The 13,105-nt window shown below is 40.4% G+C and carries 14 protein-coding genes, 1 tRNA gene and 1 rRNA gene; 9 read left to right on the forward strand and 7 right to left on the reverse strand.

The genetic code is table 11. The annotated features are described in order from the left end of the window. Nucleotides 1–93 (reverse strand): 16S ribosomal RNA (locus J7J00_RS12555); the annotation flags it as partial. 436 nt (nucleotides 94–529) lie between these two features. Between J7J00_RS12555 and J7J00_RS12560 the strand changes: the two genes are divergently transcribed. Next, nucleotides 530–715, forward strand: coding sequence for a hypothetical protein (locus J7J00_RS12560; protein WP_098372326.1), 186 nt, complete (start codon nucleotides 530–532; stop codon nucleotides 713–715). Nucleotides 716–747: 32 nt separating this feature from the next. On the opposite strand, the gene J7J00_RS12565 is transcribed toward J7J00_RS12560, so the two are convergent. Further along, a complete protein-coding gene (locus tag J7J00_RS12565) occupies nucleotides 748–1,647 on the reverse strand; it encodes a DMT family transporter (RefSeq protein WP_214791062.1) in 900 nt (299 codons plus the stop codon). A gap of 150 nt (nucleotides 1,648–1,797) precedes the next feature. Here J7J00_RS12565 and J7J00_RS12570 point away from each other — a divergent pair, with 150 nt between their 5' ends. The 5 genes from J7J00_RS12570 (at nucleotide 1,798) to J7J00_RS12590 (ending at nucleotide 5,969) form a co-directional block, all read left to right on the forward strand. Then, nucleotides 1,798–2,505, forward strand: a complete 708-nt coding sequence (locus tag J7J00_RS12570; RefSeq protein WP_214791063.1) for an MgtC/SapB family protein — start codon at nucleotides 1,798–1,800, stop codon at nucleotides 2,503–2,505. Nucleotides 2,506–3,023: 518 nt separating this feature from the next. Beyond that, nucleotides 3,024–4,391: a beta-propeller fold lactonase family protein gene (locus J7J00_RS12575; protein WP_214791064.1), complete on the forward strand. Its 1,368-nt coding sequence runs from the start codon at nucleotides 3,024–3,026 to the stop codon at nucleotides 4,389–4,391. Nucleotides 4,392–4,785: 394 nt separating this feature from the next. Then, nucleotides 4,786–4,858 (forward strand) — tRNA-Ala (locus J7J00_RS12580). Between the two features lie 323 nt (nucleotides 4,859–5,181). Further along, nucleotides 5,182–5,370 carry a hypothetical protein gene (locus tag J7J00_RS12585; protein WP_214791065.1) on the forward strand — a complete coding sequence of 63 codons (189 nt, stop codon included), beginning with the start codon at nucleotides 5,182–5,184 and terminating at the stop codon, nucleotides 5,368–5,370. Nucleotides 5,371–5,426: 56 nt separating this feature from the next. Then, nucleotides 5,427–5,969, forward strand: a complete 543-nt coding sequence (locus J7J00_RS12590) for a hypothetical protein (RefSeq protein ID WP_214791066.1) — start codon at nucleotides 5,427–5,429, stop codon at nucleotides 5,967–5,969. A gap of 445 nt (nucleotides 5,970–6,414) precedes the next feature. On the opposite strand, the gene J7J00_RS12595 is transcribed toward J7J00_RS12590, so the two are convergent. The 3 genes from J7J00_RS12595 to J7J00_RS12605 all read right to left on the reverse strand — a co-directional run bounded on the left by J7J00_RS12595 (nucleotide 6,415) and on the right by J7J00_RS12605 (nucleotide 8,747). Further along, nucleotides 6,415–7,617, reverse strand: a complete 1,203-nt coding sequence (locus J7J00_RS12595; protein ID WP_214791440.1) for an aminotransferase-like domain-containing protein — start codon at nucleotides 7,615–7,617, stop codon at nucleotides 6,415–6,417. Nucleotides 7,618–7,955: 338 nt separating this feature from the next. Then, complete coding sequence (locus tag J7J00_RS12600; RefSeq protein ID WP_214791068.1) at nucleotides 7,956–8,327, reverse strand: MmcQ/YjbR family DNA-binding protein; 372 nt, start codon at nucleotides 8,325–8,327, stop codon at nucleotides 7,956–7,958. A 24-nt stretch (nucleotides 8,328–8,351) separates the two neighbouring features. After that, nucleotides 8,352–8,747, reverse strand: a complete 396-nt coding sequence (locus tag J7J00_RS12605) for a VOC family protein (protein WP_214791070.1) — start codon at nucleotides 8,745–8,747, stop codon at nucleotides 8,352–8,354. A gap of 253 nt (nucleotides 8,748–9,000) precedes the next feature. On the opposite strand from J7J00_RS12605, the gene J7J00_RS12610 reads away from it, so the two are divergent. Then, nucleotides 9,001–9,231 (forward strand): helix-turn-helix transcriptional regulator, encoded by a 231-nt coding sequence (locus J7J00_RS12610; protein ID WP_214791071.1) that lies wholly within the window; start codon nucleotides 9,001–9,003, stop codon nucleotides 9,229–9,231. A gap of 44 nt (nucleotides 9,232–9,275) precedes the next feature. Here the strand turns inward: J7J00_RS12610 and J7J00_RS28005 are convergent, their stop codons facing one another. Both J7J00_RS28005 and J7J00_RS12615 read right to left on the reverse strand, forming a co-directional pair. After that, on the reverse strand, nucleotides 9,276–9,404 hold the full coding sequence (locus J7J00_RS28005; RefSeq protein ID WP_286201320.1) for a hypothetical protein: 129 nt from the start codon (nucleotides 9,402–9,404) through the stop codon (nucleotides 9,276–9,278). A gap of 568 nt (nucleotides 9,405–9,972) precedes the next feature. Beyond that, nucleotides 9,973–10,140 carry a hypothetical protein gene (locus J7J00_RS12615; RefSeq protein ID WP_214791073.1) on the reverse strand — a complete coding sequence of 56 codons (168 nt, stop codon included), beginning with the start codon at nucleotides 10,138–10,140 and terminating at the stop codon, nucleotides 9,973–9,975. 404 nt (nucleotides 10,141–10,544) lie between these two features. Between J7J00_RS12615 and J7J00_RS12620 the strand changes: the two genes are divergently transcribed. Next, the gene (locus tag J7J00_RS12620; RefSeq protein ID WP_214791074.1) at nucleotides 10,545–11,462 is read left to right on the forward strand and encodes a proline dehydrogenase family protein; all 918 of its coding nucleotides are present in this window, start codon (nucleotides 10,545–10,547) and stop codon (nucleotides 11,460–11,462) included. Nucleotides 11,463–11,518: 56 nt separating this feature from the next. Then, entirely contained in the window at nucleotides 11,519–13,060 is a 1,542-nt protein-coding gene (gene pruA, locus J7J00_RS12625; RefSeq protein ID WP_214791075.1) for an L-glutamate gamma-semialdehyde dehydrogenase, read from the forward strand. Nucleotides 13,061–13,105 lie beyond the last annotated feature (45 nt).

The following is a 13,105-nucleotide window of genomic DNA, read 5'->3' on the forward strand; positions in this document are numbered from 1 at the left end:
CTCAGGGAGCAAGCTCCCGTCGATTCGCTCGACTTGCATGTATTAGGCACGCCGCCAGCGTTCGTCCTGAGCCAGGATCAAACTCTCCGAAGAAATGTTTGACTTGCTCATTTGCTTTTTTGATAGTGTGTGCTCACTTAAAATTTAACGTTGGCGCTTTGTTTTGTTCAGTTTTCAAAGAGCAATTTGTTGTCGTTTCTCTCAGAAGCGACCTCTATAATGTAACACATTCTGTCACGTTTCGTCAACAACTTTTTTTAAAATGTTTTTTCCAACTTGTTAGTTGTTTAAGTTGCTGTCTTAGCGACAAGAAATAATATACCATGTACTAAAAATGTTTGCAATACGTTTTTTAAAACTTTTTCAAAAAAAAACATTTCAACCTATTCTCTTCTATATATTCTTTACATCACCATCACACCCTTTCCCTGTTTCCGGGCCAAGCTCATGTATTATCAATAAACGAAGCATATTTCCACTGAAACACAAATAGACATATATAGATATCTTTTTTCCATGAGGTGAAGCAATGAATCTCGCATTAATCGGATTACTCATTTCTTACTGTATGGCCCTTTACTTATTCAGCACCGCTTTTTATGAAGCCATCAAGTTCAGCAGAGAAAAAGGCAAGGTAAATGGTACGACGTTTTTATTCAGCTTTACTTTTGCTTTGATTTTCACACGGATCACCTATTTGTTTCACCCCTATTAAATAAAAGCAGTAAGTCGGGAGACTTACTGCTTTTATACGGAAACTTGGGCTTCTTTATTTACCTTGCTTTTCTTTTCATCCTTTAAGAACATCATCAAACCACCCAATATGATGGTACCTCCAAGGACCTGCGTCCAGAGTATCGGTTCATCTAATATGAAGTAAGCCAGAATTGTCGCTCCCACCGGTTCAAGTAAAATTCCCATCGAAAGCGTCGAAGTGCTTAACCACTTTAGCGACCAATTGAATAAAGAATGCCCTAATAAAGTCGGGAAAATGGCAAGCAAAACGAAATTGATCCAATCGGAAGCAGGATAAGGCGCCAATGCCTCTCCTTTGAAGATCACATAGAAGAACAATGCGATAGTGCTGATTGCATACACGACAAAAGTATATGTTATAGAGGAGATGCGTTTTCGAACATTTTGACCAAACAGTAAATATCCGGTTACCAGCGCACATGCGATAAGCGAAAGAATATCTCCCCAAAGCGCCATACCGCTGATTCTCAAATCACCCCAGCTAATGACAAGGCTGCCTGCTATCGCAATGACGCCGCTCAATATCGCCTTCATTGAAAACCTTTCTTTAAAAAACAGGTAGGCTCCGGCAAAAGCGAATAAAGGCTGGAGGGTGACAAGCACAGTTGAACTCGCGACCGATGTGTAATTAAGCGATTCAAACCATAAAATAAAATGGAAAGCCAAAAACACTCCTGCCGCAATCGAATACAGCCAATCCTTTTTTTTAATGAATTTAAGTTCATGACGGTATTTCACCAAGAACACCGGCAACATAAGAAGGACAGTAAATAATAAACGGTAAAAGGCGATAACACCCGATGGAGCGGTCGCCAATTTAACAAGGATGGCCGAAAACGATACGGATGCCACTCCAATCGCTAACGCTACATAAGGATTCAATTTTGGCATTTGACTTAAATTCCTCCTTTCAACGGAATTACGTTTCATTGAACTCTATTCTACTATGTTAAAATTATTAGGGTAGTTTTTTTTAGAAAACGGGTATATGGCAACAGACGATCTTATTATTCGATAATAATTCGGAAGTGGTGAAACAAAATGGAATGGACATTCGACCCTCAATCAGAACTGCAAATCCTTATCAAATTGGGGATTTCAGCTCTCCTTGGACTAATTATCGGACTAGAGCGAGAAATGAAACGAAAACCCGTTGGATTAAAAACAAGTCTGGTCATTTCAATCGTCAGCTGTTTATTAACGATCGTTTCCATGGAATCCGCTTATAAGTTCCCGGGGAGCAACGACGTAAATATCACAATGGACCCCTTGCGTCTAGCGGCTCAGATCGTTTCCGGCGTCGGCTTTATCGGTGCAGGCGTCATCCTCCGGAGGGACAACAACAGCATATCCGGATTAACGACAGCCGCCATCATCTGGGGAGCGGCAGGAATCGGAATCGCCGTTGGAGCAGGTTTTTTTCTCGAAGCAATAGCCGGCGTCATCCTATTGATCATAAGTGTCGAATTGGTGCCCGCAATCGTCACCTGGCTCGGACCGATGAAGTTACGGCAAAAAGAAATCTTTCTGCAGCTGGTCGTACAAAATAAAGATGACATTGCCATCGTACTGAAAAAAATCAAAGACGAAAAAATATTCATCAAAAACCTTAGAATCAAAGATGTGGCAAATGACAACCACCTTTTGACACTTAAAGTTCTGGTCGATCAAAAAGTCAGAACATCGGAAGTGTATTACACCGTCTCCAATCTCAAGGAGATTAAAAGGGTAGAGATCGAAAATACATGATAAAAAAACCATTTGACTACCTTCAAACAGTTCACTAGATAAAAGGGGTTCGGAATTAAACATTCCGAACCCCTTTTAATTTCCCACAATATTAAGAGATCGAACCTCTACGAGTCAACTATGTTAGACCACTTTTTAACCTTGGCAAAGTCCAATTGAGCATCCTCTAAGATTATTGGCTAAGTCTTGCCTGCATAAACCAATCGAAACTTCCGCAATCCTCAGGCTTTATCTCTAGCATCAAAATCCAACACCATGCATATATGGACAGGTCAGTGAGAAAGTCTAGTGTTACGTGACTTCACTGTGGCCTGATCCATTATTTATTTTACGGATCCACTACATACATATATTTTTTCGCAAAATATTCAAACCGATATCCTTCTCTATACGTTTATATATAGTGAAAGGACGAACTCCGGCTTGATTAAACATTCCAAAGGAAGGCGGGCAGGACAACCAGCAAGATATTGACAGGAATTAAACAATTATCAAGAAATAATTTTCCGAGGTGAGTAATGTTTAAAAAAATGAAGTTAATAAGTATATGGATTATCCCCTTACTATTTGTGGTTTTTATACCGAATGTAATTGGTGCTTCTTCTACTAAAGGTGAAAGCCCGGTATTAGGGACAGGCTTCGACACCCACATCACCAACAATTCCCTTGCCGTAAGTCCTGATGAGCAAATAGCGATTGTCTCAGATAGCCGTGAACACTCCATCCTGGTCTATGATCTCGCCAAAGGCAAGTTGCGCAAAAAGATTGACGGCTTCGGATCACCGAGAAACATCGTATTTATTGATGGCGGTTCAGAGTTTGTCGTCTCAGATAGTACGCTCGGTACACTTCGATTTTACAGCATTAAAAATTTCACCTTGAAAGATGAAGTTGTCGTTGGTCCAGGTGCATTCGGGACTGCTGTCAGTCCGGATGGAAAGACAATGTATGTGAACAATCAAGCACACAATTCCGTCACGGTCGTCGATTTGGTAAAACGAAAACCCATTGACGTCATTACAGGTTTCGCCCAACCAAGGCAAGGCATTAAAGTCTCTTCAGACGGAAAATATATCTTTGTCACGAACTTTCAAGGAGATAAAGTGTCCATCGTTGATGCCACCACAAAAAAAATCATTCGTGAAATATTAGGGTTTTCCAGTATTCGCGGAATCTCGATTACCGCTGATGGAGGAACATTATATGCCGCAAACAGCGGACGCAACAGCATTTCCGCAGTTGATACGCTAGACGGTAATATAAAGGTTGAAATAAAAGTGGGACGTGAGCCATATGGCGCGGCTCTATCGCCTGATGATAAACTCCTCTTCGCAAGCAACAAAGCTGATAATACGATTGACGTGATCAATGTCGCTGATCACCGCGTAGTTAAAACAATTGGGGGTTTCAAAGAACCAAGGCAAGCAATTGTCTTTAGCCATGACGGAGATCAGGCTTATGTATTGAATCGGGATCTCTCCATTGCACTTGTTGATGCTAAAACATACGCCATCACGGATATAATTCAGGATAAGCCAAAAAAATATAAGCTTAAAACACTAGAATCTGACGAAGTAGGAAAGTATGTGGCAGATCAAAACGGAATGACACTTTATCACTTCACAAAAGATGATTCTAATGTCAGTAATTGCAAAGGCCAATGTCTTGAAATTTGGCCGCCATTCCTTGCCGATAACATCATCTCGAATAAAGGATTCGACAAAAAAGACTTTAAAACAATCATAAGAGATGACGGACAAAAACAAACAACATATAAAGGGCATCCACTTTATTACTATGTGAAAGATAAACAGGCAGGTGATATAAATGGACAAGGCGTCAATAATGTCTGGTATGTATTGAAAAAAAAGATTTTTGAGGAATAAGGGCAAGAACAAGGAGTCAGGAACACATAAACGCCCTTGATATTTTTGAACAGATGAAAAATAAACCCAGGGATGGATTAACAAGATCAAATTCAATTATTATTTAGTATTAATGATTTTTTGCCTTTAATGATAGCTGGCTGCCTCTCTAATGTTGAAAAGGCCAATGAAAAGAACCATCCCTCCTTCTTTCGATTTTATTGGTGTAATGATTACATTTTGTGGCAGGTCTCAATCGTATAAACAAAAAACTGTAGGTCACTCGATTCATCAAGTCTATAGTCTGATCCGTTTGACTGCCCTCAAACGGTTTTTTTATCATTTTTGCAAAAATCTCATATTTAATATTGACTTTTCACCAAAATCCGATAAAATAATTATTGTACCTCAATTCGGGGCATTAGCTCAGCTGGGAGAGCGCTACGCTGGCAGCGTAGAGGTCAGCGGTTCGATCCCGCTATGCTCCATACTTTATACGAAATCAACGTCACGACAACGTTCGTGACGTTTTTCGTTTTCGTTGACTTGTTTGTTTCGTTGACTTGAACGAATAACAGCTATACCACCAACCCGATAACACGTCTTTTCTTTACGATAAATAATCGTAATAGAAGAAATTAATCAATCAAAGGAGAATCGGATAATCAAGGAGTATTTGTCTGACCGACTACTTGTTCAAGAAATCGAAGCACATATTCGACTAATGAATGAAGGGGAAGCCCCCAACCTTGAACCGTTTGGTTTCTACGCGGGTAGGCCGATTGACCGAATTCATTAATACAATGCTTTAATGGTATTGTCGAAGTTAGATTTCCCACTGGAAGAATCGCTTGATCTGAAAAGCCAAGCAACGAAGTATCTGGACGAATTAGCAAAGAATGAATCCAACGTCGAAACCATTATCGAAAAGTTAGTCGTAAGGATAAAGAATCAATTCATGACGGTTTTGCGCGTTTTTTATTTTTTGAATATTCCTTAAAGTATGAATCTATTTATATTACGGTTAAAAAGGGATATTACATAGGGGCGATTTGCATGAAAGGGAAAAAAATTCTCGGTTGGATATTGGGGATTGCAATTGTTGTCGGATTGGGTACTTGGGGAACTTTCGCAGTATTAGAAAACGTCCATGATTATAAAGCGATCGAAAAGAAACATGAAACAGCGGCGGCGGACGAAGGGGACATCCCCCAAGACGTTGACCAAGAAGTCGTGAACACACCGATTGCAATGGACGTTGTAACATTGGCGGACGGCGGGGACGGTCACACGTTCATTGCGAATACTCATTCATTCTTGAACGATACGCTTGGATATGGTGGCGTTAATTCGGCGGATTATAGGTCACAACGAGCGAATGCCGAAGACGTGCTTCAAGCGTTGAAGGGTGCAAAAGTGAAGAACAAAGAAATAACGGCTGACTTCAAGAAAATCGAGGAATATGCGAACGTCGTATTCAAAGAAGATAATCGTGACGCAATGGTTCAACTTCACCGATTGTTTCACGATTTGGATATCTACTTAAACGGATATGATTATGACCAAACTTGGGGTGTAACTGATTTCGAGGGCGAATAATTGGGTCATTGGTCATTTCTTTGCAAATAAATCGGAGATATAAGCACCATACTATTGCGGCTAACAGCCTAACGATATAAATAGACGTGTGACTTGTCGTTGACTTTCGTTGATACTATTGACTTTCAAAAGACTTGACGCTTAATTTCGTAATAGATGATAACTGGCAGCGAAGAGGTCAGCGGTTCGATCCCGCTATGCTCCATATCCGAAAACCCTTGCGTAGCAAGGGTTTTTTCTTTGGCATAAAAGAAAATAAACGAGCGGATAAAGCCACTTCTTCTTGCATGTTTGGAAATACATCGCGAAGGAGTTAATGAATCCTTTTATTAACAAAATGCACCTACCTCCTTTACGGAAGCAGGCGCATTCAAATTCAATAAAAAAAAGCTTCGAAATAGCTTGGAGTGTTAACCATTGCAATGATTAACTATCTTACAATCCTTCAGGGCAATCTATGAAAAAAAGATGCGATAAGCTGTCCTAATCTTCGAATTCCCTCATTTATTTCTTTCTCATTGGCATAGCTGAACGAGAGCCGGAGAAACTCGGTTCCATCGTTTTGATCCAAGAAAAAGTATTTCCCTGGAATATATGAAACACCCTCAGCTAGTGCCTGTGATAATAGATGCGACGTATCAACACCTGGAACTCTCATCCATACAAAGTAACCACCATCTGGTACATACCAGGAAACGGATTCTGGAAGAAATTGTTCCATCGCACGGATTAACGCAGTACATTTTGAACGATACACATCTTTTAGAAAGACGAGCCGCTTGTCAAAATCGGTATTTTCTAAGTATACAGCCATTGTACTTTGAGCAAATGGATGGTCTAAATCTTTTTTAAACCACTCTAAAGCCTTAATGAATTCACTTTCTCCCGCTATCCATCCAATCCGCATTCCTGGAGCAACAACCTTGGATAATGACCCAACTTGGAGGACTCGTCCGCATTTATCCAAAGATTTTATTGGCACCGGATTTTTATCGAAGGATAATTCTCCGTATGCATCATCCTCTATTATGAGGAAATCAAACTCGATGGAAAGCTCCAATAAGTGCTTCCGGCGCTCAATTGTCATAGTCGTCCCAGTTGGATTTTGAAAGGTTGGGATTGTATATAGAAAACGCGGGAGGGTTAGACCTGTACGTTTCCTTTCATCCAGCATTTCTTTTAATCGGTACGTTTGGAGTCCCTGTTCATCTATAGGTATACTAATAATCTGCTTCGTATAGTTTTGGAAAATCTCTAAAGCCTCCATATAGGTGGGAGACTCTACCGCTACGACCGCTTTATCATCAAGAAGGACGCGGGCAATAAGATCAATCCCCTGGCAAGCTCCTGATGTAATCAAAAGCTGATCTTCCAAAATGCAAATTCCACGCTCTCCCAATCTATTCTGGATTTGATGCTTTAGTCTTGCAATTCTTGGACTTCCGATATAATGGAGCGGCAAATCCTGCTCCTCATCAAGAAGTCTGGCTACAGCTGCCTTGAGCTCCTCAGCAGGAACAAGAGCAGGATCAGGATAGCCTGAACTCAAGCGAATGCAACCATCTGGCAGTTCTGGCATCCATGCACCGGGCGGATCATTCTTAAGTGCCGCTTTAATGTTCTCAGAAAAAAAAGATTCAACATTCACTTCAACCATACACCACCTTTCCGTCAATCAAACCTGATTGATACTCGCGATTTTTGAAGATAGCTGCTTATTTCATGATACAAGCAGATAGTCATCAATCTTTTGTAAAAAAACTGAAATTAATTTTAAACTTTCTTCTGATGAGAGACAACAATGCCTCTTTATATTTTGGAAATTCCGGAGTCTCTTTTACACAGACTCTCTTGGCCTGTCCAATAGAATAGGAGCTTTTTTCTTTAAACTTTATGCGTATAGATAAGGACATTTTTGTCTATCAGTACCTGTAAAGCTGATAAAAGAACCTAAAAAATAAAGAAAGGCAGATCGTCCGCCTTTCTTCACTTTTTATGCAACTCATTCCATTTCTTAACCAAACGCTTCGGTGCCGCACGTAAATAGGCTTCTTTAATTAGATAGGTCAATTCATCCCAGTCTTCGCTATCCGGATTTTGAATAGAAACCCAACCGTGATGTCCTATATATGGGGTTTTGAAAAAATTCTCTTTCTGTAGCAATAATTCTTGAGTTTCCCGGTCTGACTTGAACGACAAGCTAAATCCCTTCTCGCTTTCACCTGAAATCACGAAGGATTTTCCATTAATTTTAAAAGTATTATGACCGAAACCGTCAATATGTTCAACAGCTTCGGGTAATGCAAGACAGATATTGCGTACAATTTCAAGCATGGCTTCCGTATCTTGTAATTTCATGTTTTAATTCACCTATAATCAACTCTATTTTGCGTTCACATCGGGTTGATGAATTCCGAATATATTGCCTTCGGTATCAATATAGTATCCTTGCCAAGCCATACCAGGCAGGGCATATTTGGGCATTGCGACCTTGCCGCCATTCTCAATAATTTTAGCTTCAGTTAAATCGTAATTTTCCACTCCCATTGTACAAGCAAATGCATTTAATGCTTGGTTTATATCCGGCGGAGCACTTTGACGCTGCATCAAAGCACCATTGATCCCAAGTTCTTTCTCATCGCCAGTTACCGCTCCAAAGTAAGGCATTCCTGCATACTCACTCCAATCTTGAAATGACCATCCAAATACCTCTCCATAAAACTTCTTTGCCCGTTCCATGTCATTCACATGAATTTCGAAATGAACTAATCTTCCCATGATTCCCTCCTAAGTAACATATGAATTCACCATTTACTTACCTTATCCAGTCTGTTAGCTTACAAATACTATTATAATGGAAATGGAAATAAATTCAAAGAGCTTAGAGCTTCATCATACAATCTGTCATAACTTTTCAAATATGGGTTTGTTCCGACCAACCGTTTGTATACCAAATATTTGCGAAACTATGTGTATATTTTTGTGAAAGTTGGACTAGACTGCTAGTAAATGATTCTAGGAGGTTATCAAAATGTTTAGATTCGGGAAGAGAAAGCTGCGGAGCAAGGTCGGTAAATTAATCGATAAGCACGGATATACTCAAGAGGAATTTGTAAGTGAGTCAGGAATCTCTCGTAATACGATAAGCAGAGTTTGCAGCGATCCTAAGTATGTACCGTCAGCCGGGGTTTTAAAGAAAATCATGAAGGCAGTTCGAAGCATAGATGCTGGCGCAAAGGCAGATGACTACTTTGATTTGTAAACAAAAAGGGCCCTAGCGTAACGGCCGGGGCTAAATGCATTTGTTCAATTCTTGTTCATGCTCTCCTTATCCATGCCCCCATAACCCAAGCGCCCCCCCACTTTGAAGTCACCTAAAAAGAAATCATTGCCTGATACTGCTTGTCCATCTTCCCCCAACTTTTCAAAGTTCACTTATGTCCGTAGAGTTTCCGTGGAAGAAATTATTAGGTAAAAAAGATTTAAATGAGATTCAACAACATCCACCGAATTTAAAAATTAAAAACCCCCACTTCCATTAGGAGCAGACGTTTTCAGTTTTTCAATAAATAGGGTTCGGAATGGTCCAGAATCCTTTGCACGCTTTTGCCAAGGAATCAATACCATGATTTCTTCGGTTATATTTTTTATTTTTTTATACGGCTGAAACCTACTAGATTAAAGAAATTTGCGACACTCCTGCCGAATAACTGGCCAGCCGAGACCCCACAGACGCTTGCTTTGATGAGGCTGGGCAAACAGTCGGCGGAAAGGGAGCGGATTTTCGAAACCAACTGTAATTTTTAAATAAAAAAAGACAAACTCTCTTTTCTTCAGAATTTGTCTACAGTCTGAAATCCCCCACTTCCATTAGGAGCGGGGGTTTTCAGATGATATATATATCTTGCGGTTCCTTTGTCCCTTTTAGACAAACCCTGCAGGGATTTCTTTAAACAACGGCTTGTTATCGATTAGGGACAAAAGGTTATGTATTCCGCTTAAGTTATTTACGACTAACCATTTTCTTTATGAACTGAACCACAGGTGACACAATTGATTCATGTACATTCGTAAGGGCATAACCGATCAGACCCATTATTACCAGGGCCAAGATTAATCCTATTATCAATCCTGATGTTTCTCTAAGTTCTTCAAGTACAGCATGCATCATTCCTTATCCTCCCCGGCTTGCCGATGCGACTTAACTTTATGGTTTTACATCCATTTTACATCTTTCATTTATCGTTTTTTTTTTGGCCTTTGCCCCATTCTGTTAAATAAGGTTCATTATAACGCATTGGATGATTATGGTCGAGTCGCCACTTTTGAACGTATTTATTGATGTCATTCACATCATTGCTTACTAATAAAGGCTTTACCTCTAGCGTTTCTCTTTAAGTTAAAATATAAACCTTCGTTTCATCCGAACATACAAGAAACAATGTAAACCTTTTCATTTGTCCAAAACCGACAAACAAATGACAGAATTATTGTTTTTTTAGAACATTGAGAATATTGTCGAAAAACCGTAAGCTTAATTTATTGAAATACATCTTCTTAGGGGGTGCGCTTTATATGGAAGCCATTACAAGGGACTTTTTCTTATTTTTATCTAAAAATAATCTGCTTAATAATATTGCTAAAAAAAGCGGAGGAAATTTTGCTGCTGGAAAGATCATTGGGGGAACTGATTTCCAAAGTTCCATTAAATTCATTAAACAACTTAACAATAGCGGCCTGTCGGTTACAGTAGACCATCTTGGGGAATTCGTTGATTCTAAGGAAGTGACTCAGGAACGGACGGCAGAATGCATCGAAACCATCGAAATGATCAGCAGGGAAAAACTTGATTCACAGGTTTCTCTGAAGATGACTTCTTTGGGACTTGATATCGATCATAAACTCGTGATTGAGAATATGACGAAAATTCTTGATACAGCCGAAAAACATAAAGTCATGGTCACGATCGATATGGAAGATGAAGTTCGCTGTCAGGCAACTATCGATATCTTTAGACAGTTCAAAGAAAAATACAGCTGCATAAGTACTGTTCTACAAGCATATTTATTCCGCACAGAGAAGGATTTGGAGGACCTTGGCCAATATAAGCCATTCCTGCGTCTCGTAAAGGGTGCCTACAAGGAATCTGCCGAGGTGGCTTTTCCCGAAAAGGATGATGTAGACGAAAACTATAAAAAGTTGATTAAGCAAAGTCTTCTTAACGGAAATTATACGGCCATTGCCTCACATGATGACAATATCATCGAATATACAAAAGAGCTGGCTAAGAAGTTCGACATCCCAAATACACAATTCGAATTTCAAATGCTTTATGGCATGAGAAATAAAACTCAATACGAATTGGTCAAGCAAGGTTACAAAATGCGCGTTTATGTACCATATGGTCTGGATTGGTATGGATACTTCATGAGAAGGCTTGCAGAAAGGCCATCCAATATTGCCTTTGCCTTCAAAGGGATGGTCAGAAGCTAAATATACATTCAACATTACTAATGCTACAAAAATTCTATTAAAAGGTGTGATTATCAATGATTTCATATAAACACGAACCATTTGTTGATTTTACAAACGAGGAAAACAAAAAAGCATATCAGGAAGCACTTCAAACTGTTGAAGGTTACTTAGGGCAAGACTACCCTCTTTATATCGGGGCAGAGAAAGTAACGACTGATGAGAAAATCGTTTCATATAACCCTGCAGATAAGCAAGAGGTCATCGGCCGAGTATCGAAAGCGAACAGGGATCTTGCTGAAAAAGCCATGCAGGAAGCTGTTACCGCTTTTGAAAGCTGGAAAAAAGTGAAGCCGGAAATCCGTGCTGACGTTTTGTTCAAAGCGGCTGCCATCATTCGCAGACGCAAGCATGAGTTCTCTGCGTTATTGACGAAAGAAGCGGGAAAACCTTGGAATGAGGCTGATGCGGATACAGCGGAAGCGATCGATTTCCTTGAATTCTATGCTCGTCAAATGCTGACGCTTAAAGATGGTGTGCCTGTTCAAAGCCGTCCGGGTGAATTCAACCGCTATGATTACATTCCATTAGGGGTAGGCATCATCATTTCTCCTTGGAACTTCCCATTTGCGATCATGGCAGGTACAGCTGTTGCCGCTATCGTTACTGGTAACACAATCCTTTTGAAACCAGCTTCGACTACTCCTATCGTTGCTGCGAAATTCGTTGAAGTGATGCTTGAAGCCGGCCTTCCAGCAGGTGTATTGAATTTCGTTCCAGGAAGCGGAGCCGAGGTGGGCGACTACCTGGTTGATCATCCTAAAACACGTTTCATTTCCTTCACAGGTTCACGTGATGTAGGTCTGCGCATTTACAAACGTGCTTCAGAAGTGAACGAAGGCCAAATTTGGCTGAAGCGTGTCATTGCTGAAATGGGCGGAAAAGATACGATGGTCGTCGACAAAGAGGCAGATCTTGAATTGGCCGCTCAATCGATCGTAAAATCTGCATTTGGCTTCTCAGGACAAAAATGTTCTGCATGCTCCCGTGCTGTCATCGTAGAAGACGTATACGATCAAGTATTAGATCGCGCTGTTGAATTAACAAAACAACTAACAGTTGGTAATCCTGTAGAAAATCATTTCATGGGTCCAGTTATCGATCAAGCTGCTTTTGACAAAATCATGAGCTATATTGAAATCGGGAACCAAGAAGGACGCATTCTGACTGGAGGAGAAGGAGATAGCTCTAAAGGCTACTTCGTTCAGCCGACAATCGTTGCTGATGTTGATCCGCAAGCCCGCTTGATGCAAGAAGAAATCTTCGGACCAGTCGTTGCCTTCACAAAAGCGAAGGACTTTAACGAAGCTCTTGAGATCGCCAATAACACTGAATATGGTTTGACTGGGGCTGTCATTACGACAAATCGCCTTAACATGGAAAAAGCACGCGAAGAATTCCATGTGGGGAACTTGTATTTCAACCGCGGCTGTACTGGTGCAATCGTAGGTTATCAGCCATTCGGCGGGTTCAACATGTCAGGAACCGATTCCAAGGCAGGCGGACCGGACTACTTGCAGCTTCATATGCAAGCCAAAACAACGTCCGAAACATTCTGATAATGTTCGATAAAGCAATTTGAAGATGATTTGAAACACACTATG

The sequence above is a fragment of the Bacillus sp. ISL-4 genome (genome assembly GCF_018613275.1).
Taxonomy (GTDB): domain Bacteria; phylum Bacillota; class Bacilli; order Bacillales; family DSM-1321; genus Peribacillus; species Peribacillus simplex_E.